Below are 23,353 nucleotides of genomic sequence, written 5' to 3'. Positions count from 1 at the left end.
CGCCCCCACCCGCGCCCCGTACCGCACCCGAGAGGACAGCCATGAACACCCCGCCCCCCACCGGCGGGGCCCCCGGCGCGCCCGCCGGCGCCCCGGTGCCGCCGCGCCCGCACCAGCCCCCGACCGTCGCGACCGGTCAGCCGACGCCCCAGGTGGTGCACGGCGAGGGCCTGTTCAGCTGGCTACCGTTGCGCCCGACCATCCGGATCAGGCTCACCCTGCTGTACGGCGGGATGTTCCTGATGGCCGGGGTGGTGCTGCTGATGCTGATGTACTTCTTCGTCCGGGAGGCGTTCTACGACGCCGCGCTGCCGCCGCTGCGGCTCGGCGACGGCGTGCAGATCCGCACCGAGGACGGCACGGTGATCACCGCCGGCAACTTCGAGCAGTGGCTGCGGCACTTCCAGAGCGTCCAGGCCGAGGCCGCGCTGACCACCCTGCTGCGCAAGTCGCTCACCGTGCTGGTCTGCCTCGCGGTGATCGCCTTCATCCTCGGGTACGCGCTGGCCGGCCGGGTGCTGCGGCCGCTGAACCGGATCACCCGCACCGCGCGTGAGGTGGCCGGTTCCGACCTGCACCGCCGGATCGACATGGACGGTCCCGACGACGAGCTCAAGGAACTGGCCGACACCTTCGACGAGATGCTGGAGCGGCTGCACCGGGCCTTCGACTCGCAGCGCCGGTTCGTCGCCAACGCCTCGCACGAGCTGCGCACCCCGCTGGCGATCAACCGGACGCTGCTGGAGGTCCAGCTCTCCGACCCGGACGCCTCGGCCGACCTGCAGCAGCTCGGCAAGACCCTGCTGGCCACCAACGAGCGCAGCGAGCAGCTGGTCGAGGGCCTGCTGCTGCTCGCCCGCAGCGATAACGAGCTCACCGACCGCCGTCCCATCGAGCTCTCCGAGGTGGCGGTCCGGGCACTGGAGCAGATCCGGCCGGAGGCGGCCACCCGGGAGGTCGAGCTGCGGTCGGTGCTGGAGCCGGTCCAGGTGAGCGGCAACGGCGTCCTGCTGGAGCGGATCGCGCTCAACCTGCTGCAGAACGCCACCCGGTACAACACCCCCGGCGGCTGGGTGGAGATCACCACCTCGCCGGCACCCGGGGGTGCGGGGGAGCTGGTGGTGAGCAACACCGGTCCGGTGGTGCCCGGGTACGAGCTGGAGCACATCTTCGAGCCGTTCCGCCGGGTGAAGGGCGCCGACCGGACCCGCAGCGACAAGGGGGTGGGCCTGGGGCTCTCGATCGTCCGCTCGGTGGTCCGGGCGCACGGCGGCGCCATCGAGGCCACCCCGCGCCCCGGAGGCGGCCTGACCATCCGGGTCCGGATCCCGGGGGCCTGATCCCCCTACCGCCCCTACCTGGCGTGGCACCCACCCCAGTGTCCTGTCCCACCGGATCCCGTTCCGTGTGCGGAGTAACCAGCCGGTTCCCGATCGCCGTCCCCGCCAGGCCAGTTGTCATGACATAAGCCCTGGCGGGGGCGGCTTGTCATTTCCGGTCGGGACAACTTACGGTGTCGTAACCTACGGAGCCGTAAGGTTGGTAGTAGCCACCCGGCCAGACGCGACCCCCGTCGTCCCTGCCCCGCCCTCTCAGGAGCACCGTCGTGACCATCGCACCCGAGCAGCGCACCGCCGCCGCCCCTTCCGCCGCCTCGCTCAGCACTGCGGGCTGGACCGACGCGCGACTGATCATGGCGCTCGAGGAGGTCGTGGAGGTCGAGCTGAACCGGCACCTCAAGGTCGCCAAGGAGTGGATGCCGCACGAGTACGTGCCCTGGAGCCTGGGGCGCGACTTCGACGGTGTGCTCGGTGGCGAGGCGTGGTCGCTGGAGCAGTCCAAGGTGACCCCGCTCGGCCGGATCGCGCTGGTGGTCAACCTGCTGACCGAGGACAACCTCCCCAGCTACCACCACGAGATCGCCACCATGTTCGGCCGTGAGGGCGCGTGGGGCACCTGGGTCCACCGCTGGACGGCCGAGGAGGGCCGGCATGGCATAGCGATTCGCGACTACCTGCTGGCCACCCGGGCCGTCGACCCGGTGGAGCTGGAGCGGGCCCGGATGACGCACATGGCCGAGGGCTTCGAGTCGGACAACGCGCACAGCATGCTGCACTCGGTCGCGTACGTGGCCTTCCAGGAGCTGGCCACCCGGATCTCGCACCGCAACACGGGCCACTTCTCGGGCGACCCGATCTGCGACCAGCTGCTGGCGAAGATCGCCAACGACGAGAACCTGCACATGGTCTTCTACCGGAACCTGCTCAAGGCCGCCCTGGAGATCGCCCCGGACCAGGCCATGCGGGCCGTCGCCGACGTGGTGATCGACTTCCGGATGCCCGGCCACGGCATGCCCGGCTTCGAGCGCTCCGCGGCCCAGCTCGCCATCGGCGGGGTCTACAACCTCCGGATCCACCACGACGACGTGCTGCAGCCGGTGCTGCGCCACCTCAAGGTGATGGAGATCGGCGGCCTCGGGCCGGCCGGTCTGCAGGCCCAGCAGGAGCTCGGCGTCTTCCTCGACGCCCTCGACGCCCAGGCCACCAAGTTCGACGAGCGGCAGGCCGCGCTGCTCGCCAGGCGGGCCGCGAACGCCGCCAAGAAGTAGCGTCGACTGGGTGGATTTCCGGGATTTGCCCGAAAAGTTCATACTGTGATGAAGATCACAGGAAGTCGCCCGACACGTTCGGATGATCTCTCTCAGTGATCACCGGTTCGGGCTACTCCGTTGCCGAGGGTGATCGCACATCGGCCGGAGCGACTTGTCGACACATCATCAATTCGCCCGTTTTGAAGGTGAGTTGGTGGACGATCGAGTCGGCTCCGGCTACCGGGCGTAGTGGTCCGAACGGTCGGTCGGCCGGGTGACGGACGCTTTCCGTGAGGCCGTTCGGACGGCCCCGGAGGGCCCTGAAGAGGCCGTTCGAGGATGTCGATTGAGTAACAGGGCTTGAAGTAAGGCAAAATCTCCGCCTCGGGTCGGGCACAAGACCGGCCCCCCATGCGTTACGTGCGCTGGAGATACCGCACACACCCAAAGGGGGAGAGCGAACAATGGCAACGGACTACGACACCCCGCGCAAGACCGACGACGATGTCAACGAGGACAGCATCGAGGAGCTCAAGGCTCGTCGGAACGAGAAGAGCACGAGCTCCGTCGACGTCGACGAGTTCGACGCTGCCGAAGGCCTGGAGCTTCCCGGCGCTGACCTGTCCAACGAGGAACTCTCCGTCCGGGTGCTGCCGCGCCAGGCCGACGAGTTCACCTGCATGAGCTGCTTCCTGGTGCACCACCGGAGCCAGCTCTTCGGCGAGAAGAACGGGCAGCCCATCTGCCAGGACTGCGGCGCCTGAGCGCCGGGCGGGAAGGCCCGGCCCGACGACCCGTCGGTCCGACACACCGCCCCGCCCGGCCTTGGGCAGCAAGGCCGGAGGCAGCAACTGCGGTCACCCCGGCGGCCGCTCCAGCACCACCGCGCGACCGGTCCCACCGGCCGTGTCGTAGTACGGAACACAGGGACGGTCCCGCGTGCATGTGCGCGGAGCCGTCCCTCCGTCGTTCCCCAACGTGCGCGGAGCCGTCCCCTGGCGGGACCGGCCCGGTCAGCTGACCCGGCCCCGGCGGGCCTCGGCCAGCGCGTCGGCCAGCCGCTGCGGCGAGCGGGTCGAGAGGTAGACGTACGGGGTCGGGTCGGCCGGATCGGTGATCTCCACCCGGAGCGCCGTCGGCACGTAGCTGCGCAGCAGCATGAAGGCGCGCGGATCCGCCTTCACGGACCGCCAGGCCACCGTCTCGGCGGGGTTCAGCACCTGGGCGGCGCCGAGCACGTCGGCGGGGATCCGGGCCTGCCCAGCCACCAGGGAGCCCTGCACCACGCGGATCCGGGCCGAGCCGTAGCTGCTGAGCGCGGCGGCCCCCGCGACGATGCCGACCACCAGGCCGACCAGCGCGCCGACCGCGCTGAACCGCAGCATGATCAGCGCCAGCGAGAAGCCGAGCGCAACGGGAAGCAGCCACCAGCTGCGGGGGACGGTGAGGCGTTCGTCGTACATGCCCCCATTGTGTGTGCCGCCGGGGCGCACCGGACCCCCGCCTCCCCGGCGGACGGCCGGTGCGGCCCGGGCTACCCGCGGGTAAGGTCGCCGCTGTGAACGGACCCGCCGCCTCCCCGCCTGCGCCGCAGGGCTCCGAAGAGCCCGCCGCCCGCACCACCGTCCTGTCGTCGACCACGCCCCCGGCCGACGCGGAGCTGCCGCCCAGGGCGCCCGAGGCCCCCGCGCCCGGCACCCTGCTGGGCTCGCACTACGACCACTGCTTCGGCTGCGGCCCGCAGCACCCGCAGGGCCTCCAGTTGACCGCCGTGGCGGGCGAGGGGTTGAACGTCACCGCGGAGTTCACCGTCCGCCCCGGCCACCAGGGCGGCCCCGGACTGGCCCACGGCGGCGTGCTGATGACCGCCATGGACGAGACCCTCGGCACGCTCAACTGGCTGCTGCACATGGCCGCCGTGACCGGTCGGCTGGAGAGCGACTTCGTCCGTCCGGTCCCGGTCGACTCCACACTGCACATCCACGCCTGGGTCACCGGCGTGAAGGGCCGCAAGATCTACAGCGCGGCGGAGGGCCGGATCGGCGGACCCGACGGGCCGGTCGCGATCCGGGCACAGGCACTCTTCATCCAGGTGAAACTGGAACACTTCACCACGCACGGGCGTCCCGAGGACATCAAGAGAGCCCTGGACGACCCGGACCTGTTCAAGCGTGCCCGAGCCTTCGAGGTGAACCCGTGAGTACCACCGCCCGCCCGCCGGTCGACGTCCTGATCACCCGTTTCGATCCGGACCTCCCACTGCCGGCGTACGAGCACCCCGGCGACGCCGGAGCCGACCTGCGCACCACGGTCGACGCCGAGCTCGCCCCCGGCGAACGCGCCGTGCTGCCGACCGGGGTGGGAATCGCCCTGCCGGACGGCTACGCCGCCTTCGTGCACCCGCGTTCGGGCCTGGCGGCCCGATGCGGAGTTGCACTGGTGAACGCCCCGGGGACGGTCGATGCCGGGTACCGTGGTGAGATCAAGGTGATTCTGGTAAACCTCGACCCGCGCGAGGGAGTCAGCTTCCGCCGTGGGGACCGAATCGCCCAGCTGGTGATCCAGCAGGTCGAGAAGGCGAGTTTCCACGAGGTGGCCGAACTTCCCGGCTCGGCACGTGCCGAGGGCGGGTTCGGGTCGACCGGAGGTCACGAGAGGGTTACCATGCCCGCGCCAGCGCAGTAGCCGAGCAGGTATTCGCATCGGTCTTGGACCGGGAAGGACAGTGACCGTGTTCCGTCGCCGCCAGAAGAGCGAGGACGCTGTCGAGCAGCTCGCCGACGACGCCATCAGCGCCGACGAGACGGCCGATGACGTCGAAGGCTCCGCCGACTCCGAGAACGAGAACGCCGCCGACACCGACCCCGCGGACCGGGTCGGTCTTCCGCCGGCCCCGCGTCCGGACGGTCCGTGGGACATCTCCGAGCTGGAGAACCCCGAGGAGGGCCGAGTCGACCTCGGCGGCCTCCTGATCCCCGGTGTCGAAGGCATGGAACTGCGGGTCGAGGTGGCCGGCGACGCGATCGTGGCCGCCACCCTGGTCCTCGGCAACAGCGCCATCCAGCTCCAGGCCTTCGCCGCCCCCAAGTCCGAGGGCATCTGGGGCGAGGTCCGCGAGGAGATCGCCACAGGCATCACCCAGCAGGGCGGCCAGGTCGAGGAGGAGGAAGGCCCGCTGGGCTGGCACCTCCGGGCGCAGGTACCCGTACAGTTGCCGGACGGCACCCAGGGTGTGCAGCTGGTGCGCTTCGTCGGCTGTGACGGACCGCGCTGGTTCCTCCGCGGCGTGATCTCCGGCCAGGCCGCGGTCCAGCCCGAGATGGCCGGGATCCTCGAGCAGGTCTTCCTGCAGACCGTGGTGGTCCGCGGCGAGACCCCGATGGCCCCGCGCGACCCGATCGTGCTCAAGCTCCCCGAGGACGCGCAGATGGTCGCCGACGGCGGCGCGAGCGTCGTGGACGCCGGCGGCTCCCGCTTCGGGGAGGCCTCGCTGGACCCGTTCGCCCGGGGCCCGGAGATCACCGAGGTGCGCTGATCCGCTGCGGATCGCCCGCCGATCGCCTCCGTCCGGTACGCCGGGCGGAGGCGATTTGCTTGTGGGGCGGCGATGCCCGTACAGTTCCGGAGTCGCACCGCGAGGGGCGAAGAAAAGCGAGTCGGGTGAATGAAACTCCGGAAAACGGAGCGGAAAACGTCTGATAAGCTCGGAACACGAAAGAACGAACGAAGCGCCCGGAGGGTCCGCCTGATAAGCGGCTCGAAGGAAGTGTCCGTTCCTTGAGAACTCAACAGCGTGCCAAAAGTCAACGCCAGATATGTTGACATCCCCGGCCTCACTTTGTGGGGTTGGAGATTCCTTTATGAAGTAAAACACTAGCGAGGACGCAGTGCGCGGGGCCGCCTATTCCGGTGGTTGCCGTGCCGCTCAACGCGAGTGGTTGCAGGATTACCTGCAGACATTCACGGAGAGTTTGATCCTGGCTCAGGACGAACGCTGGCGGCGTGCTTAACACATGCAAGTCGAACGATGAAGCTCTTCGGAGTGGATTAGTGGCGAACGGGTGAGTAACACGTGGGAAATCTGCCCTGCACTCTGGGACAAGCCTTGGAAACGAGGTCTAATACCGGATATGACCTTCCTCTGCATGGGGGTTGGTGGAAAGCTCCGGCGGTGCAGGATGATCCCGCGGCCTATCAGCTTGTTGGTGGGGTAATGGCCTACCAAGGCGACGACGGGTAGCCGGCCTGAGAGGGCGACCGGCCACACTGGGACTGAGACACGGCCCAGACTCCTACGGGAGGCAGCAGTGGGGAATATTGCACAATGGGCGAAAGCCTGATGCAGCGACGCCGCGTGAGGGATGACGGCCTTCGGGTTGTAAACCTCTTTCAGCAGGGAAGAAGCGCAAGTGACGGTACCTGCAGAAGAAGCACCGGCTAACTACGTGCCAGCAGCCGCGGTAATACGTAGGGTGCGAGCGTTGTCCGGAATTATTGGGCGTAAAGAGCTCGTAGGCGGCTTGTCGCGTCGGTTGTGAAAGCCCGGGGCTTAACCCCGGGTCTGCATTCGATACGGGCAGGCTTGAGTGTGGTAGGGGAGATCGGAATTCCTGGTGTAGCGGTGAAATGCGCAGATATCAGGAGGAACACCGGTGGCGAAGGCGGATCTCTGGGCCATTACTGACGCTGAGGAGCGAAAGCGTGGGGAGCGAACAGGATTAGATACCCTGGTAGTCCACGCCGTAAACGTTGGGAACTAGGTGTTGGCGACATTCCACGTCGTCGGTGCCGCAGCTAACGCATTAAGTTCCCCGCCTGGGGAGTACGGCCGCAAGGCTAAAACTCAAAGGAATTGACGGGGGCCCGCACAAGCAGCGGAGCATGTGGCTTAATTCGACGCAACGCGAAGAACCTTACCAAGGCTTGACATATACCGGAAACGGCTAGAGATAGTCGCCCCCTTGTGGTCGGTATACAGGTGGTGCATGGTTGTCGTCAGCTCGTGTCGTGAGATGTTGGGTTAAGTCCCGCAACGAGCGCAACCCTTGTTCTGTGTTGCCAGCATGCCTTTCGGGGTGATGGGGACTCACAGGAGACTGCCGGGGTCAACTCGGAGGAAGGTGGGGACGACGTCAAATCATCATGCCCCTTATGTCTTGGGCTGCACACGTGCTACAATGGTCGGTACAAAGGGCTGCGATGCCGCGAGGCGGAGCGAATCCCAAAAAGCCGGCCTCAGTTCGGATTGGGGTCTGCAACTCGACCCCATGAAGTTGGAGTTGCTAGTAATCGCAGATCAGCATGCTGCGGTGAATACGTTCCCGGGCCTTGTACACACCGCCCGTCACGTCACGAAAGTCGGTAACACCCGAAGCCGGTGGCCTAACCCGTAAGGGGAGGAGCCGTCGAAGGTGGGACCAGCGATTGGGACGAAGTCGTAACAAGGTAGCCGTACCGGAAGGTGCGGCTGGATCACCTCCTTTCTAAGGAGCACATAGCCAGACCGGGACGAATGCTCTCGGTTGGTTGCTCATGGGTGGAACGTTGACTATTCGGCACACACGGTCTGTTGGCCTCACAAGTACTGCTTCGGCGTGGAAAGTGGGTCGGTGAGGGCGGGTGTGTCGGGCACGTTGTTGGGTCCTGAGGGAACGGCCGTGAGGCTGTTGCTTCAGTGCCGGTCCTACTTGAGGACATCCTGTCAGGGGTGCCGAGGGTGGGTGTCTGGTCGTTGTTTGAGAACTGCACAGTGGACGCGAGCATCTGTGGCCAAGTTTTTAAGGGCGCACGGTGGATGCCTTGGCACTAGGAACCGATGAAGGACGTGGGAGGCCACGATAGTCCCCGGGGAGCCGTCAACCAGGCTTTGATCCGGGGGTTTCCGAATGGGGAAACCCGGCAGTCGTCATGGGCTGTCACCCGCACCTGAACACATAGGGTGTGTGGAGGGAACGAGGGGAAGTGAAACATCTCAGTACCCTCAGGAAGAGAAAACAACCGTGATTCCGGGAGTAGTGGCGAGCGAAACCGGATGAGGCTAAACCGTTTTGGTGTGAGACCCGGCAGGGGTTGCCAGAGCGGGGTCGTGGGAAAGTTCTTGATTGGTCTGCCGGCCGGTCGGTGAGTCAGAAACCGTATGGATAGTCGAAGGACATGCGAAAGGTCCGGCGTAGAGGGTAAGACCCCCGTAGACGAAATCTGTGCGGCTCACTTGAGCTTCTCCCAAGTAGCACGGAGCCCGAGAAATTCCGTGTGAATCTGGCGGGACCACCCGCTAAGCCTAAATATTCCCTAGTGACCGATAGCGGATAGTACCGTGAGGGAATGGTGAAAAGTACCGCGGGAGCGGAGTGAAATAGTACCTGAAACCGTGTGCCTACAAGCCGTGGGAGCGTCGGACATGCAGCTTGCTGTGTGTCTCGTGACTGCGTGCCTTTTGAAGAATGAGCCTGCGAGTTTGCGGTGTGTAGCGAGGTTAACCCGTGTGGGGTAGCCGTAGCGAAAGCGAGTCCGAATAGGGCGGTACAGTTGCATGCCCAAGACCCGAAGCGGAGTGATCTAGCCATGGGCAGGTTGAAGCGGAGGTAAGACTTCGTGGAGGACCGAACCCACCAGGGTTGAAAACCTGGGGGATGACCTGTGGTTAGGGGTGAAAGGCCAATCAAACTCCGTGATAGCTGGTTCTCCCCGAAATGCATTTAGGTGCAGCGTCACGTGTTTCTTGCCGGAGGTAGAGCACTGGATAGGCGATGGGCCTCACCGGGTTACTGACCTTAGCCAAACTCCGAATGCCGGTAAGTGAGAGCGTGGCAGTGAGACTGTGGGGGATAAGCTCCATGGTCGAGAGGGAAACAGCCCAGAACACCGACTAAGGTCCCTAAGCGTGTGCTAAGTGGGAAAGGATGTGGAGTCGCAGAGACAACCAGGAGGTTGGCTTAGAAGCAGCCACCCTTGAAAGAGTGCGTAATAGCTCACTGGTCAAGTGATTCCGCGCCGACAATGTAGCGGGGCTCAAGTACACCACCGAAGTCGTGTCATTGCAGCAATACCCCCAACGGGGGCTGTGATGGGTAGGGGAGCGTCGTGTGCCGGGTGAAGCAGCGGAGGAATCCAGTTGTGGACGGTTCACGAGTGAGAATGCAGGCATGAGTAGCGATACAAGAGTGGGAAACTCTTGCGCCGATTGACCAAGGGTTCCTGGGTCAAGCTGATCTGCCCAGGGTAAGTCGGGACCTAAGGCGAGGCCGACAGGCGTAGTCGATGGACAACGGGTTGATATTCCCGTACCCGCTTTGAAGCGCCAACGTCGAACCTCTGAATGCTAAGCCCGTGAAGCCGGCCCGGAGTCTTCGGACAAAGGGACGTGGTGGAGCCGGTGACCCAACAGGGTAGTAGGTGAGCGATGGGGTGACGCAGGAAGGTAGTCCAGCCCGGGCGGTGGTTGTCCCGGGGTAAGGGTGTAGGCCGAGTGATAGGCAAATCCGTCACTCATTAAGGCTGAGACCTGATGCCGAGCCGATTGTGGTGAAGTGGATGATCCTATGCTGTCGAGAAAAGCCTCTAGCGAGTTTCATGGCGGCCCGTACCCCAAACCGACTCAGGTGGTCAGGTAGAGAATACCGAGGCGTTCGGGTGAACTATGGTTAAGGAACTCGGCAAAATGCCCCCGTAACTTCGGGAGAAGGGGGGCCGGAACTGGTGATGAGTCTTGCACTCTGAGCTGGGGCCGGCCGCAGAGACCAGCGAGAAGCGACTGTTTACTAAAAACACAGGTCCGTGCGAAGCCGTAAGGCGATGTATACGGACTGACGCCTGCCCGGTGCTGGAACGTTAAGGGGACCGGTTAGTCAATCTTCGGGTTGGCGAAGCTGAGAACTTAAGCGCCAGTAAACGGCGGTGGTAACTATAACCATCCTAAGGTAGCGAAATTCCTTGTCGGGTAAGTTCCGACCTGCACGAATGGCGTAACGACTTCTCGACTGTCTCAACCATAGGCCCGGTGAAATTGCATTACGAGTAAAGATGCTCGTTTCGCGCAGCAGGACGGAAAGACCCCGGGACCTTTACTATAGCTTGATATTGGTGTTCGGTTCGGCTTGTGTAGGATAGGTGGGAGACTTTGAAGCGGCAACGCCAGTTGTCGTGGAGTCGTCGTTGAAATACCACTCTGGTCGTGCTGGATGTCTAACCTGGGTCCGTGATCCGGATCAGGGACAGTGTCTGGTGGGTAGTTTAACTGGGGCGGTTGCCTCCTAAAGAGTAACGGAGGCGCCCAAAGGTTCCCTCAGCCTGGTTGGCAATCAGGTGTTGAGTGTAAGTGCACAAGGGAGCTTGACTGTGAGACCGACGGGTCGAGCAGGGACGAAAGTCGGGACTAGTGATCCGGCGGTGGCTTGTGGAAGCGCCGTCGCTCAACGGATAAAAGGTACCCCGGGGATAACAGGCTGATCTTCCCCAAGAGTCCATATCGACGGGATGGTTTGGCACCTCGATGTCGGCTCGTCGCATCCTGGGGCTGGAGTAGGTCCCAAGGGTTGGGCTGTTCGCCCATTAAAGCGGTACGCGAGCTGGGTTTAGAACGTCGTGAGACAGTTCGGTCCCTATCCGCTGTGCGCGTAGGAATATTGAGAAGGGCTGTCCCTAGTACGAGAGGACCGGGACGGACGAACCTCTGGTGTGCCAGTTGTTCTGCCAAGGGCATGGCTGGTTGGCTACGTTCGGGAGGGATAACCGCTGAAAGCATCTAAGCGGGAAGCCTGCTTCGAGATGAATATTCCCACCTCCTTGAGAGGGTAAGGCTCCCAGTAGACGACTGGGTTGATAGGCCGGATGTGGAAGCCCTGTAAGGGGTGGAGCTGACCGGTACTAATAGGCCGAGGGCTTGTCCTCAGTTGCTCGCGTCCACTGTGTTGTTCTGAAACAACGACCCCCTGCCATGGTCACGGTGGGGTGCGGTTGACAGTTTCATAGTGTTTCGGTGGTCATAGCGTGAGGGAAACGCCCGGTTACATTCCGAACCCGGAAGCTAAGCCTCATAGCGCCGATGGTACTGCAGGGGGGACCCTGTGGGAGAGTAGGACGCCGCCGAACAATCATTCAAGAAAGCCCCGCCGGGTCTCCCGGCGGGGCTTTCTGCATTTCAGATCCCGGTCAGCGCCCGTCCAGGGTTTCCCGGATGATGTCCGCGTGGCCGGCGTGCCGGGCGGTCTCCTCGATCATGTGCAGGAGCACCCAGCGCAGATTCCGATGTGCGAGCTTCGTCCACGCGCAGTGGGTGTCCAGGGGGATACCTTCGACGAGCTCGCGGTTGAACGTGATCTGGGCTTCGTAGAAGGCACGCCACTGCGCGACGGTGTCATCCTCGCCGAGCGCGAAGTCGGCACCGTCCTCCTCGTCCACGGCGGGCCACTCGTCGGGGTGTTCGTGGCCGGCCAGGATGATCTGGAACCAGCGGCGTTCCCATACCCCGGAGTGCTTCAACAGGCCGAGCAGGGAGAGCGAACTCGCGGTGGGCGTCTTCCGGGCGTCCTGGTCGCTCAGGCCGTCGACTTTGCGCAGCAGCGCGGGCGGTCATCGGAGATCCAGTTTGAAGCCGAGGTGGGAGCCGGTGAAGCCTAGGCGTTCGTAGAAGCGGTGGGCGTCGCTGCGGGTGGCGTCGGAGGTGAGCTGGATGAGCTCGGCGCCGAGGGTGCGGGACTGGTCGATGGCCCACTCGATGAGGACGGTGCCCAGGCCGGTGCTGCGGGCGGAGGCGTCGATCCGGACGGCCTCGATCAGGGTGCGGGTGGCGCCGCGGCGGGAGAGGCCGGGGATGACGGTGAGCTGGAGGGTGCCGACGGTGCGGCCGGCCGATTCGGCGACCACCAGGTGTTGGTGGGGGTCGGCGGCGATCCGGGCGAAGGCGTCCTGGTAGGGCGTCAGGTCGTCGGGGGATTCGCGAGTGGCGCCGAGTGGATCGTCGGCGAGCATGGCCACGATGGCGGGGAGGTCGGTGGCCTCGGCCGGGCGGATGATCAGGTCGGTCATGATCAGGACGATAGGGCACGCTCGCCGCCCGCACTGTCGGTGCGGGAGGGTACGGTGCGTAGCGCACCGTCACCGAACCGAGGGGGCGCCCTGTGAGTGCGCAGACCACACAGCCGCCGCAGCGTCAGCTTGCCCAGGTGGAGGGCGTGTTGGAGCGGATCACGTACGCCAACGAGGAGACGGGGTACACGGTCGCCCGGGTCGACACCGGTCGGGGTGCGAACGACCTGCTGACGGTGGTCGGGGCGCTGCTGGGTGCGCAGCCCGGAGAGTCGCTGCGACTGTTCGGCCGCTGGGGCTCGCACCCGCAGTACGGGCGGCAGTTCATGGTGGAGAACTACACCACGGTGCTGCCGGCCACGGTGCAGGGCATCCAGCGCTACCTCGGCTCGGGCCTGATCAAGGGCATCGGCCCGCGCTTCGCGGAGCGGATCGTGGAGGCCTTCGGGGTGGACACCCTGGAGGTGATCGAGAACGAGCCGAAGCGTCTGATCGAGGTCCCCGGGCTCGGGCCGAAGCGCACCAAGATGATCGCCGCGGCCTGGGAGGAGCAGAAGTCCATCAAGGAGGTGATGGTCTTCCTGCAGACGGTCGGGGTCTCCACCTCCCTGGCGGTGCGGATCTTCAAGAAGTACGGCGACGCCTCCATCGGCGTGGTGAAGAACGAGCCGTACCGGCTGGCCTCCGACGTCTGGGGCATCGGCTTCCTGACGGCGGACCGGATCGCCCAGGCCGTCGGCATCCCGCACGACAGCCCGGAGCGGGTCAAGGCGGGCCTGCAGTACGCGCTTTCGCAGAGCAGCGACCAGGGGCACTGCTACCTCCCGGAGGAGCGGCTGATCGCCGACGGGGTGAAGCTGCTCCAGGTCGACGTGGGCCTGGTGATCGACTGCCTGGCCGAGCTGGTGGCCGCCGAGGGGGTGGTGCGCGAGCAGGTGCCGGGGGAGGGCGGGCAGCCGGTCACGGCGGTGTACCTGGTGCCGTTCCACCGGGCCGAGGTCTCGCTGTCGAACCAGCTGTTGCGGCTGCTGACCGCCGACGTCGACCGGATGCCGGGCTTCGCGGGGGTGGACTGGGAGGCCGCGCTCGGCTGGCTTGCGACGCGTACGGGAACCGAACTCGCCCCGGAGCAGCGGGAGTCGGTGAGGCTTGCGCTGACCGAGAAGGTCGCGGTGCTGACCGGCGGTCCGGGCTGCGGCAAGTCGTTCACGGTGAAGTCGATCGTCACATTGGCGCTGGCGAAGCGGGCCAAGGTGGTGCTGGCGGCGCCGACGGGGCGGGCGGCCAAGCGGCTGGCGGAGCTGACGGGGGCTGAGGCGTCTACGGTGCACCGGCTGTTGGAGCTGCGGCCCGGCGGCGAGGCGGCGTACGACCGGGACCGGCCGTTGGACGCGGATCTGGTGGTGGTGGACGAGGCGTCCATGCTGGATCTGATCCTGGCGAACAAGCTGGTGAAGGCGGTCGCTCCGGGCGCTCATCTGCTCTTCGTAGGGGACGTGGACCAGCTGCCCTCGGTCGGCGCGGGCGAGGTGCTGCGGGACATGCTGTCGGCCGGTAGTCCGGTCCCCTCGGTCCGGCTGACCAGGATCTTCCGGCAGGCCCAGCAGTCCGGTGTGGTCACCAACGCACACCGGATCAACGAGGGTCTGCCGCCGATCACCGACGGTCTGCCGGACTTCTTCCTGTTCGCCGAGGAGGACGCCGAGGCGGCCGCCGGTCTGACGGTGGACGTGGTGGCCCGGCGGATCCCGCAGCGGTTCGGCCTCGACGCCCGCCGGGACGTCCAGGTGCTGGCCCCGATGCACCGGGGCCCGGCCGGTGCGGGCGCGCTGAACACGCTGCTCCAGGCGGCGGTGACACCGGCCAGGGATGGTCTGCCGGAGCGCCGTTTCGGCGGCCGGACGTTCCGGGTGGGGGACAAGGTCACCCAGATCCGCAACAACTACGAGAAGGGGCGGAACGGGGTCTTCAACGGCACGGTCGGCGTGGTGACCGATCTCAACGTCGACGAGCAGCGGCTGACCGTCCGGACGGACGAGGACGAGGAGGTGCCGTACGACTTCGACGAGCTGGACGAGCTGGCTCATGCGTACGCCGTCACGATCCACCGTTCGCAGGGCAGCGAGTACCCGGCGGTGGTGATTCCGGTCACCACCTCGGCGTGGACGATGCTGCAACGGAACCTGCTCTACACCGCCGTGACGAGGGCGAAGAGACTGGTCGTGCTGGTCGGGTCACGGAGAGCGATCGGTCAGGCGGTTCGGGCCGTCAGTGCTGGTCGCAGGCACTCCGCGCTGGATCATCGGCTCGCAACTGGATGATCGTCCAAGTGCTCTGCTCGCCGGGGGTTGTCTTGACGTGAAGAGATTTACGGCGGAACCTGGTCTGTGCCGATCTTGTCCGGTTCATACCGGCTGCGGCGACAGCTTTTGTAGGGGAAGGGCCTTCTCGGCCCACCCCAGGTGCACGGCGGTCCTGCGGATGGGGGATCGTAGAGACAGTCAGGGCACCTTGGAAGAGGATTCATTTCGTCGGTGAGGAAGACGTGAGCGACAACTCGGTAGTACTGCGGTACCAGGACGGCGAGTACGAGTACCCCGTCGTCGAGAGCACTGCGGGCAACGCCGGCTTCGACATCTCGAAGCTGCTTCCGCAGACCGGCCTGGTCACCCTGGACAACGGCTTCGGCAACACCGCCGCCTACAAGTCCGCGATCACTTTCGTGGACGGTGACAACGGCATCCTGCGCTACCGCGGTTACCCGATCGAGCAGCTGGCCGAGCAGGCCAGCTTCATCGAGACCGCGTACCTGCTGATCAACGGCGAGCTCCCGAACGCCGACCAGCTGGCGGTGTTCAGCAACGAGATCACTCAGCACACCCTGCTGCACGAGGACGTCAAGCGCTTCTTCCAGGGCTTCCCGCGGGACGCCCACCCGATGGCGATGCTCTCCTCGGTGGTCGGTGCGCTCTCGACGTTCTACCAGGACAGCCACAACCCGTTCGACGCCGGCCAGCGCCACCTGTCGACCGTCCGGCTGCTCGCCAAGCTCCCGACCATCGCCGCTTACGCGTACAAGAAGTCGGTCGGCCAGCCGTTCGTCTACCCGCGCAACGACCTGAGCTACGTCGAGAACTTCCTCCGGATGACCTTCGCGGTCCCCGCCGAGGACTACGAGATCAACCCGGTCATCGTGAACGCGCTGGACAAGCTGCTGATCCTCCACGCGGACCACGAGCAGAACTGCTCGACCTCCACGGTCCGCCTGGTGGGCTCCAGCCACGCCAACCAGTTCGCCTCGATCTCGGCCGGTATCTCGGCGCTCTGGGGCCCGCTGCACGGCGGCGCCAACCAGGCCGTGCTGGAGATGCTGGAGGAGATCCAGAAGTCCGGCGGTGACGTCGACACCTTCATCCGCAAGGTGAAGAACCGCGAGGACGGCGTGAAGCTCATGGGCTTCGGGCACCGCGTCTACAAGGCCTTCGACCCGCGTGCCGCGCAGGTCAAGATCCTCGCGCACGAGGTGCTCGGCCAGCTCGGCAAGTCCGACGAGCTGCTGGACATCGCGCTCAAGCTGGAGGAGCACGCGCTCAAGGACGACTTCTTCGTCTCGCGCAAGCTCTACCCGAACGTGGACTTCTACACCGGCCTGATCTACCGCGCCATGGGCTTCCCGACCAGCATGTTCACCGTGCTGTTCGCGCTCGGCCGGCTGCCGGGTTGGATCGCCCACTGGCACGAGATGATCAACGACCCGGGCAGCCGCATCGGCCGTCCGCGCCAGATCTACACCGGCGTCGAGATCCGCGACTACGTCGAGCTCGACGCGCGCTGATCCGTCGGCAGACAGCAGGGCCCGGCCACCAGACGGTGGCCGGGCCCTGCTGCGTTCTGCCTGGACGAGCGGCGCACGACGCCCGGGGGCGGCCCTGGTTGCCGGGAACGGCCGCTCAAAGCGCCCCTGGCGGCTGCCGCTCCCCGGCGTCGTGCGCGAGACCGCCGAGGGACTCGGCAGTCGTACCGGGGCCCGCCGGAGCCCCGTCCACGGCGGTCATGGACCGTCGTACTACAAAGGTAAGACGTATCCGGGGGCGCAAAGTTACGTTCGGGCGGTGTGAGTTGGCTCTCTCCACGCTCCGTGTCCGCCCGGTGCCGGGCGCATACCACACGGTCTCCGCCGGGCGACGTCACCCTCCCCACAGTCACCGCAACCCAGCGTGATAGGAATCGTCTCATTCCGGTACGGACCGCCCGCGCATCCTCAGCCACGGCGGCATGCCAGGGAGGGAGTGCGCAGATGGCCAGGAACGTCGTAGTCACCGGTGGCGGCACCGGCATCGGGTACGAGGTGGCACGCCGCTTCGCGGAGGCGGGCGAGCGGGTGGTGATCGTCGGCCGTCGGCGGGCGGTCCTGGAGAGAGCCGCCGCCGACCTCGGTCCTAACGTCACCCCGCTGGCCTGCGACCTGGCCGACCCCGACGCGGTCGAGGACGTGCTGAGCGCGCTGCCCGCCGAGATCGACGTCCTGGTCAACAACGCCGGCAGCCGGGAGACCGTGATCGGTGCCGGGCCGCACGCGGTGCTGGCCCGCTGGCGCGGGGACTTCGAACGCAACGTGCTGACCGTGGTGCTGCTCACCGAGTCGCTCCGGGACCGGCTCACCCAGGGCAGCGGCCGGGTGGTGACGGTCAGTTCGATCGCGGCCCTGCGCGGCGCCGGCTCGTACGGGGCCGCCAAGGCCTCGCTGCACGCCTGGAACCACTTCCTGGCCGCCCAGCTCGGCCCCTCCGGGATCACCGCCAACATCGTGGCCCCCGGCACCGTCTCGGGCACCGAGTTCTTCGGGCCCCGGCTGGACGAGGCGGAGGTCTCCCGCCGCGCCGCCCGCACCCTGCTCGGCCGGATCGGCGAGTCGGGCGAGGTGGCGGCGGCGGTCTACTTCCTGGCCTCGGCGGAAGCCGGCTTCATCACCGGCGAGATCCTGCACTGCAACGGCGGGGAGCTGCTGGGACGCTGACCGCTCTCTGCGGCCCGAGCCCTGACCGTAGGTGCTCGATCACCTGCCGAAGGCTCAGCCGGCGGCGTCGAAGCGCCGGAGGCGGAGGCTGTTGGTGACCACGAAGACGGACGAGAACGCCATCGTGGCCCCCGCGACGACCGGGTTGAGCAGACCCGCCGCGGCCAGCGGGACGGCGGCGACGTTGTAGGCGAAGGCCCAGAAGAGGTTGCCCTTGATGGTGGCCAGGGTGCGGCGGGAGAGCCGGATCGCGTCGGCGGCCGAGCGCAGGTCGCCGCGGACCAGGGTGAGGTCGCCCGCCTCGATGGCGGCGTCGGTGCCGGTGCCCATCGCGAGACCGAGATCGGCCTGGGCCAGGGCGGCGGCGTCGTTGACCCCGTCGCCGACCATGGCGACCGAGCGGCCCTCGGCCTGGAGCCTGCGGACGGTGGCGACCTTGTCCTCGGGCAGCACCTCGGCGATCACGTCGGCACTGTCGATGCCGACCTCCGCGGCGACCGCCTCGGCGGCGCTCCGGTTGTCGCCGGTGAGCAGGAGCGGCCGCAGGCCGAGCGCCCTGAGTTCGGCGACCGCGGCGGCCGAGCTGGGCTTGACGGTGTCGGAGACGACCAGGACGGCCCGGGCGGCGCCGTCCCAGCCGACCGAGACGGCGGTGCCTCCGGCGGCTTCGGCCTCGGCCTTCGCCGCTGCCAGGGCGGGCGGCAGGTGCTGGGCCCAGTCGGCGAGCAGCAGTTCGCGTCCGGCGATCACCGCGTGGCCGTCGACCACGCCCTGGACGCCCCGGCCGGGGATGTTCTCGAAGCCCTCGACCGGTGGGAGGTCGCCGAGCCGTTCGGCGGCGGCCGTGGCGATGGCGGCCGCGATCGGGTGCTCGGAGGCGTGTTCGAGGGCGCCGGCCAGCCGGAGCACCTCGGTCTCGGAGACGCCGTCGGCGGTGTGCACGGCCGTCAGGGACATCCGTCCGGTGGTGACGGTGCCGGTCTTGTCGAGCACGATGGTGTCGACCTTGCGGGTGGTCTCCAGGACCTCCGGGCCCTTGATCAGGATGCCGAGCTGGGCGCCGCGCCCGGTGCCGACCATCAGGGCGGTCGGGGTGGCCAGGCCGAGGGCGCACGGGCAGGCGATGATCAGCACCGCGACGGCGGCGGTGAACGCCTGGGTGGGGCTGTCGCTGATCAGCAGCCAGCTGACCAGGGTGCCGAGCGCGATCAGGATGACCACGGGGACGAAGACGGCGGAGATCCGGTCGGCCAGGCGCTGGGCGGCGGCCTTGCCGTTCTGCGCCTCCTCGACCAGCTTGGCCATCCGGGACAGCTGGGTGTCGGCGCCGACCCGGGTGGCCTCGACGACCAGGCGGCCGCCCGCGTTGACGGTGGCGCCGGTGACGGCGTCGCCGACGGTCACCTCGACCGGGACGGCCTCGCCCGTGAGCATCGAGGCGTCCACGGCGGAGTTGCCCTCGACCACGGTGCCGTCGGTGGCGATCTTCTCGCCGGGCCGGACCACGAAGCGCATGCCGACGGCGAGCTGCGCCACCGGCAGCCGCACCTCGCGGCCGCCCTGGAGGACGGCGACGTCCTTGGCGCCGAGGTCGAGCAGCGCGTGCAGCGCGGCGCCCGCGCGGCGCCTGGAGCGGGCCTCCAGCCAGCGGCCGAGCAGGATCAGGGTGGTGACGGCGGCGGCGGTCTCCAGGTACAGGGTTGACGAGGCGTCACCGGCGCCGACCCCGAGGGTGAAGGCGTGCCGCATGCCGGGCATACCGGCGTGGCCGAAGAACAGGGCCCAGACCGACCAGCCGAAGGCGGCCAGGGTGCCGAGCGAGACCAGCGTGTCCATGGTGGCCGCGCCGTGCCGCAGGTTGGTCCAGGCGGCGCGGTGGAAGGGCAGCCCGCCGTACACGACGACCGGGCCGGTGAGCGCGAAGGCGAGCCACTGCCAGTTGTCGAACTGCAGCGCCGGGACCATCGAGAGCAGCACGACGGGCACCGAGAGCGCGGCGCTGGTCAGCAGCCGCTCGCGCAGCGGGTCCGGCTGCTCGGCCGGGGTGTCGTCGGCGACGGCCGGAGGGGCGGGCAGCTCGGCGGTGTAGCCGGTGCGCTCCACGGTGGCGATCAGGTCGGCCACGCTGACCTCGGGCGCGAAGTCGACCTGCGCCTTCTCGGTCGCGTAGTTGACGGTGGCTTCGACGCCGTCCATCCGGTTGAGCTTCTTCTCGATCCGCGCCGCGCAGGAGGCGCAGGTCATCCCGCCGATCGCGAGTTCCACCCGGTCGCGGACGGCGCCGGGCTCTATGCCTGGGGTGGTGGTGCTCATGGGCTCACTTGCTCCTTGGGGAGAGCGTACGGGGCCGCGCTGCACGCCGGGCGGCCCCGTACGGAGGGTGCTCAGGCCGAGCGGCCGACCAGCTCGTAGCCGGCCTCGTCGACGGCGGCGCGGATCTGCTCGTCGTCGAGCGGAGCCTGGGAGGAGATGGTCACGGTGCCGGCCTTGGCGTCCGCGGCGACGTCGGTCACGCCGGGCAGTTCTGCCACCTCGGCACTGACCGACTTCTCGCAGTGGCCGCAGCTCATTCCGCTGACGGAGTAGGTGACGGTGCTCGACATCGGGGCCTCCGGAGTTCGTTGCCCCTCACTGGGGCTGACTATGAGAACACCATACCCCCTGGGGGTATTCCATGCGCCAGGGGTGGCGGTGGTGATCTGCGCGATCGCCAGCAGAGAGTAGCCGTAATGGGACACAGAGTGCGGACACGGAACATCTGGCGTGTCCCGGGGTACGTGCAGCAGGATGCGCCGACGTACCTCCGGATCGAGGGCCTCTCCGAGCGGCAGGAGAGAAGGGGCAATTCGGATCGGACGGCGCCGGATCATGCGCGGATGCGTAGTCCGATTCCTCCGCTATGTTCGGTATGTGTCTCGGTTCACCCGCCCCCAGTCGCCCACGGCACCCAGGGCCGCAGGGCTCTCGCCCGCCCGGCGGGAGCGGGCCCTGCTCGCCGCCGACCTGCAGGACCTGTCCTGGCGGCGCCGGGCCATGCCGTCCCTGGTGGCGCTGCTGGTGGTGGTGGTCACGGACCTGGCGACGGGACGGGAGAGTTATCTGTCCCCGCTGATGGTGGTGGTCCCCTCGCTGGCGGCGCTCACCCTGCGGCCGCTGGAACTGCTGCTGGTCTGCCTGATCGGCCTGGTCACCTTGGTCGGGCTGAGCCACTACGACCAGGTGACCAATCTGAACAACGGTCAGTTCCTGTTCGGCGCGGTGGTCAGCTATGTCGTGCTCTCGGTGTTCAGCGCCTGGGTGGCCGGGATCAGGATGCGAAGAGCCGCGGCCTTCGCTGCCGTCTCCTCGGTGGCGGAGGCCGCCCAGCGCGCCCTGCTCCGACCGCCGGGCCCGGTCGTCGGACCGCTCCGGCTGGCCGTCCGGTACGCCTCGGCGGCCGACGCGGCCCGGATCGGCGGCGACCTGTACTCGGTGCTGGAGACCCCGCACGGCACCCGGGTGCTGGTCGGCGACGTCCGGGGCAAGGGGCTGGGCGCGGTGCAGACCGCGGCCGTGGTGCTCGGCGCCTTCCGGGAGGCGGCGTACGACGAGAGCGGGCTGCTGGCGGTGGCGGCCCGGATCGAGGCCAGCGTGGAGCGGCACGTGCCGGACGGGGAGTTCACCACCGCGCTGTTCGCCGACGTCCACCGCCCGGGTACCGTGGAACTGCTGCACTTCGGGCACGTCCCGCCGATCATGGTGGCATCCGACGGGGCGGTGACCGTGCTGGAGGCCGAGGACCCCTGGGTACCGCTCGGCCTCGGGCGGCTGGCGGCCGGGGAGCCGCAGAGCATGGAGACGGCGTTCGGTCCCGGGGACGTGCTGGTGCTCTGCACTGACGGGGTGGTCGAGGCCAGGCACCACCGCAGCGGTGAGTTCTACCCGCTGGCCGAGCGGGTCGGACCGATGGTCCGGGAGGCCGCCCGGACGGCGGCGGAACTGGAGGCGGCGGTGGGACGGCTCTACGCCGACCTGCTGGAGCACACCGGCGGCGAGCTGGGGGACGACGCGCTGCTCCTGCTGATCAGCCGGACCGACCTCGATCGGCCCCAGGGCCCCAGGGTCTAGGGAGTGTCCGGGGCGCATTCGGCCAGGGCGCGCAGGATCAGGGCGGTCGAGGTGGCGCCCGGGTCCTGGTGGCCGATGCTGCGCGGGCCCAGGTAGGAGGCCCGGCCCTTGCGGGCCTGGAGCGGGACGGTGTCCAGGGCGCCCTGTTCGGCGGCGGCCGCCGCGTCGGCGTACGAGCCGGTCCGTTCGAAGGCGGCCACCGCCGGGGCCCAGGCGTCCACGATGGTCTTGTCACCGGGGGCTGCGCCGCCCAGTCGTCGGATCGCGGCCAGGCCGGCGGCCAGGGCCGAGCCGAAGTCGTCGCCCTCGGTGAGCGCGCCGCCCATCGCCCGGAACGCCTTCCCGTAGAGCGGTCCCGAGGCGCCGCCGACCTTGGAGATCAGGGTGCTGCCCGCCTTGCTCAGCACCGCGCCGGCCGAATCCAGGTCCTCGATCGCGGGCAGGACGGCGGTGAAGCCCCGGTGCAGGTTGGAGCCGTGGTCGCCGTCGCCGATCGCCGAGTCCAGCTCGGTCAGCTCCTGCTGCCGCTGGTCGACGGCGGACGCGACGGCCCGCAGCCAGGTCTGCGCGAGGGTGGTGTCCATGGCGGTGTCCTCTCAGGACCAGCGCAGGGCGGGGGTGGTCACCGGGGCGTCCCAGAGTTCGAGCAGCTCGGGGTCGGCCTTGGTGAGGGTCAGGGAGAAGCCGGCCATGTCGAGGCTGGTGACGTAGTTGCCGACCAGGTTGCGGGCGATCCGGATGCCTCGTTCGGCCAGCCGTTCGGCGACCGCGCCGTACAGCACGTACAGCTCGATCAGCGGGGTGCCGCCGAGCCCGTTCAGCAGGGCGATCACCTCGTCCCCCTCGGTGAGGTGGTGGTCGGCCAGGATGGTGTCGACCACCTCGGCGGCCAGCTCGGCGGCCGGGCGCAGCGGCTCCCGGCGGCGCCCGGGTTCGCCGTGGATGCCCACGCCGACCTCGATCTGGTCCTCCGGCAGGTCGAAGCCCGGTTTCCCGGCGGCCGGGACGGTGGCGGCGGTGAGCGCGATGGCGAAGGAGCGGGAGGCGGCGTTCACCCGGTCGCCGAGGGCGGCGACCCGGTCGAGGTCGGCGCCGCGTTCGGCGAGCGCCCCGGCGGTCTTCTCGACCAGGACGGTGGCGCCGGTGCCCCGGCGGCCGGCCGTCCAGGTGGAGTCCTCCACCGCGACGTCGTCGTTCACCAGGACGGTGCGGACCTCGATGCCCTCCTCGGCGGCCAGTTCGGCGGCGAGTTCGAAGTTCATCACGTCGCCGGTGTAGTTCTTCACCACGAAGAGCACGCCCGCGCCGCTGTGCACCGCCTGCGCCGCGGCCAGCATCTGATCGGGTACGGGGGAGGTGAAGACCTCGCCCGGGCACGCCGCGTCGAGCATGCCGGGGCCGACGAAGCCACCGTGCAGAGGCTCGTGGCCTGAGCCGCCGCCGGAGATCAGGGCGACCTTCGGGGTGGCCGGACGGCCGGCCCTGGCAATCACCCGGTTCTCCTGATCGACGCTCAACTCCTGGTGCGCGGCCGCAAATCCGGCCAGCGCGTCGGCCAGCAACGTCTCCGGGGCGTTGATCAGCTTCTTCAAGACCGGCTCTCCTCCGACGGT

Annotated in this window: 16 protein-coding genes, 3 rRNA genes and 1 pseudogene; 13 read left to right on the top strand and 7 right to left on the bottom strand. The window is 67.8% G+C overall.

Going from position 1 to position 23,353, the window contains the following annotated elements:
- The first annotated feature begins 41 nt into the window (after positions 1-41).
- From ACKUU6_RS10050 to ACKUU6_RS10040, 3 genes are all read left to right on the top strand, one after another.
- Positions 42-1,340, top strand: a complete 1,299-nt coding sequence (locus tag ACKUU6_RS10050) for a sensor histidine kinase (protein ID WP_407988146.1) — start codon at positions 42-44, stop codon at positions 1,338-1,340.
- A gap of 266 nt (positions 1,341-1,606) precedes the next feature.
- On the top strand, positions 1,607-2,608 hold the full coding sequence (locus tag ACKUU6_RS10045) for an acyl-ACP desaturase (protein WP_407988145.1): 1,002 nt from the start codon (positions 1,607-1,609) through the stop codon (positions 2,606-2,608).
- Between the two features lie 446 nt (positions 2,609-3,054).
- Complete coding sequence (locus ACKUU6_RS10040) at positions 3,055-3,354, top strand: DUF4193 domain-containing protein (protein ID WP_057229281.1); 300 nt, start codon at positions 3,055-3,057, stop codon at positions 3,352-3,354.
- 249 nt (positions 3,355-3,603) lie between these two features.
- Here ACKUU6_RS10040 and ACKUU6_RS10035 read toward each other — a convergent pair whose 3' ends face one another.
- The gene (locus ACKUU6_RS10035) at positions 3,604-4,053 is read right to left on the bottom strand and encodes a DUF3093 domain-containing protein (protein WP_407988144.1); all 450 of its coding nucleotides are present in this window, start codon (positions 4,051-4,053) and stop codon (positions 3,604-3,606) included.
- A 164-nt stretch (positions 4,054-4,217) separates the two neighbouring features.
- On the opposite strand from ACKUU6_RS10035, the gene ACKUU6_RS10030 reads away from it, so the two are divergent.
- From ACKUU6_RS10030 to rrf, 6 genes and pseudogenes are all read left to right on the top strand, one after another.
- Positions 4,218-4,790, top strand: a complete 573-nt coding sequence (locus ACKUU6_RS10030) for a PaaI family thioesterase (RefSeq protein WP_407992084.1) — start codon at positions 4,218-4,220, stop codon at positions 4,788-4,790.
- Positions 4,787-5,319 (top strand): annotated as a pseudogene (dut, locus tag ACKUU6_RS10025) (dUTP diphosphatase). The gene ACKUU6_RS10030 and the pseudogene dut overlap by 4 nt, the downstream one beginning before the upstream one ends.
- A 2-nt stretch (positions 5,320-5,321) precedes the next feature.
- Entirely contained in the window at positions 5,322-6,125 is an 804-nt protein-coding gene (locus ACKUU6_RS10020) for a DUF3710 domain-containing protein (protein WP_407988142.1), read from the top strand.
- Positions 6,126-6,549: 424 nt separating this feature from the next.
- Positions 6,550-8,073: ribosomal RNA gene (locus ACKUU6_RS10015) — 16S ribosomal RNA — on the top strand.
- Positions 8,074-8,357: 284 nt separating this feature from the next.
- Positions 8,358-11,479: ribosomal RNA gene (locus ACKUU6_RS10010) — 23S ribosomal RNA — on the top strand.
- 84 nt (positions 11,480-11,563) lie between these two features.
- Positions 11,564-11,680, top strand: a 5S ribosomal RNA gene (rrf, locus tag ACKUU6_RS10005).
- Together the 16S, 23S and 5S rRNA genes form the textbook arrangement of a ribosomal RNA operon.
- Positions 11,681-11,740: 60 nt before the next feature.
- On the opposite strand, the gene ACKUU6_RS10000 is transcribed toward rrf, so the two are convergent.
- Both ACKUU6_RS10000 and ACKUU6_RS09995 read right to left on the bottom strand, forming a co-directional pair.
- Positions 11,741-12,148 (bottom strand): DUF664 domain-containing protein, encoded by a 408-nt coding sequence (locus ACKUU6_RS10000; RefSeq protein WP_407992083.1) that lies wholly within the window; start codon positions 12,146-12,148, stop codon positions 11,741-11,743.
- A 12-nt stretch (positions 12,149-12,160) separates the two neighbouring features.
- Positions 12,161-12,616, bottom strand: a complete 456-nt coding sequence (locus ACKUU6_RS09995; RefSeq protein ID WP_407988141.1) for a GNAT family N-acetyltransferase — start codon at positions 12,614-12,616, stop codon at positions 12,161-12,163.
- A gap of 92 nt (positions 12,617-12,708) precedes the next feature.
- Here ACKUU6_RS09995 and ACKUU6_RS09990 point away from each other — a divergent pair, with 92 nt between their 5' ends.
- The 3 genes from ACKUU6_RS09990 to ACKUU6_RS09980 all read left to right on the top strand — a co-directional run bounded on the left by ACKUU6_RS09990 (position 12,709) and on the right by ACKUU6_RS09980 (position 17,633).
- Positions 12,709-14,937 (top strand): ATP-dependent RecD-like DNA helicase, encoded by a 2,229-nt coding sequence (locus ACKUU6_RS09990; RefSeq protein ID WP_407988140.1) that lies wholly within the window; start codon positions 12,709-12,711, stop codon positions 14,935-14,937.
- 224 nt (positions 14,938-15,161) lie between these two features.
- The gene (locus tag ACKUU6_RS09985; protein WP_407988139.1) at positions 15,162-16,451 is read left to right on the top strand and encodes a citrate synthase; all 1,290 of its coding nucleotides are present in this window, start codon (positions 15,162-15,164) and stop codon (positions 16,449-16,451) included.
- A 462-nt stretch (positions 16,452-16,913) separates the two neighbouring features.
- The gene (locus tag ACKUU6_RS09980; protein WP_407988138.1) at positions 16,914-17,633 is read left to right on the top strand and encodes an SDR family NAD(P)-dependent oxidoreductase; all 720 of its coding nucleotides are present in this window, start codon (positions 16,914-16,916) and stop codon (positions 17,631-17,633) included.
- A 54-nt stretch (positions 17,634-17,687) separates the two neighbouring features.
- Here the strand turns inward: ACKUU6_RS09980 and ACKUU6_RS09975 are convergent, their stop codons facing one another.
- Positions 17,688-19,946 (bottom strand): heavy metal translocating P-type ATPase, encoded by a 2,259-nt coding sequence (locus ACKUU6_RS09975; RefSeq protein ID WP_407988137.1) that lies wholly within the window; start codon positions 19,944-19,946, stop codon positions 17,688-17,690.
- Between the two features lie 71 nt (positions 19,947-20,017).
- On the bottom strand, positions 20,018-20,236 hold the full coding sequence (locus ACKUU6_RS09970; protein WP_407988136.1) for a heavy-metal-associated domain-containing protein: 219 nt from the start codon (positions 20,234-20,236) through the stop codon (positions 20,018-20,020).
- Between the two features lie 307 nt (positions 20,237-20,543).
- Between ACKUU6_RS09970 and ACKUU6_RS09965 the strand changes: the two genes are divergently transcribed.
- On the top strand, positions 20,544-21,740 hold the full coding sequence (locus ACKUU6_RS09965) for a PP2C family protein-serine/threonine phosphatase (RefSeq protein ID WP_407988135.1): 1,197 nt from the start codon (positions 20,544-20,546) through the stop codon (positions 21,738-21,740).
- Here the strand turns inward: ACKUU6_RS09965 and dhaL are convergent.
- Positions 21,737-22,324, bottom strand: coding sequence for a dihydroxyacetone kinase subunit DhaL (gene dhaL / locus ACKUU6_RS09960; protein ID WP_407988133.1), 588 nt, complete (start codon positions 22,322-22,324; stop codon positions 21,737-21,739). The genes ACKUU6_RS09965 and dhaL overlap by 4 nt on opposite strands.
- Positions 22,325-22,336: 12 nt before the next feature.
- A complete protein-coding gene (dhaK, locus tag ACKUU6_RS09955; RefSeq protein WP_407988132.1) occupies positions 22,337-23,332 on the bottom strand; it encodes a dihydroxyacetone kinase subunit DhaK in 996 nt (331 codons plus the stop codon).
- Positions 23,333-23,353 lie beyond the last annotated feature (21 nt).

The organism is Kitasatospora sp. CMC57 (assembly GCF_045866025.2).
Lineage (GTDB): Bacteria > Actinomycetota > Actinomycetes > Streptomycetales > Streptomycetaceae > Kitasatospora.
Note: the sequence above shows the minus strand (reverse complement) of the source record. Positions and strands in the feature narration are given on the sequence as shown.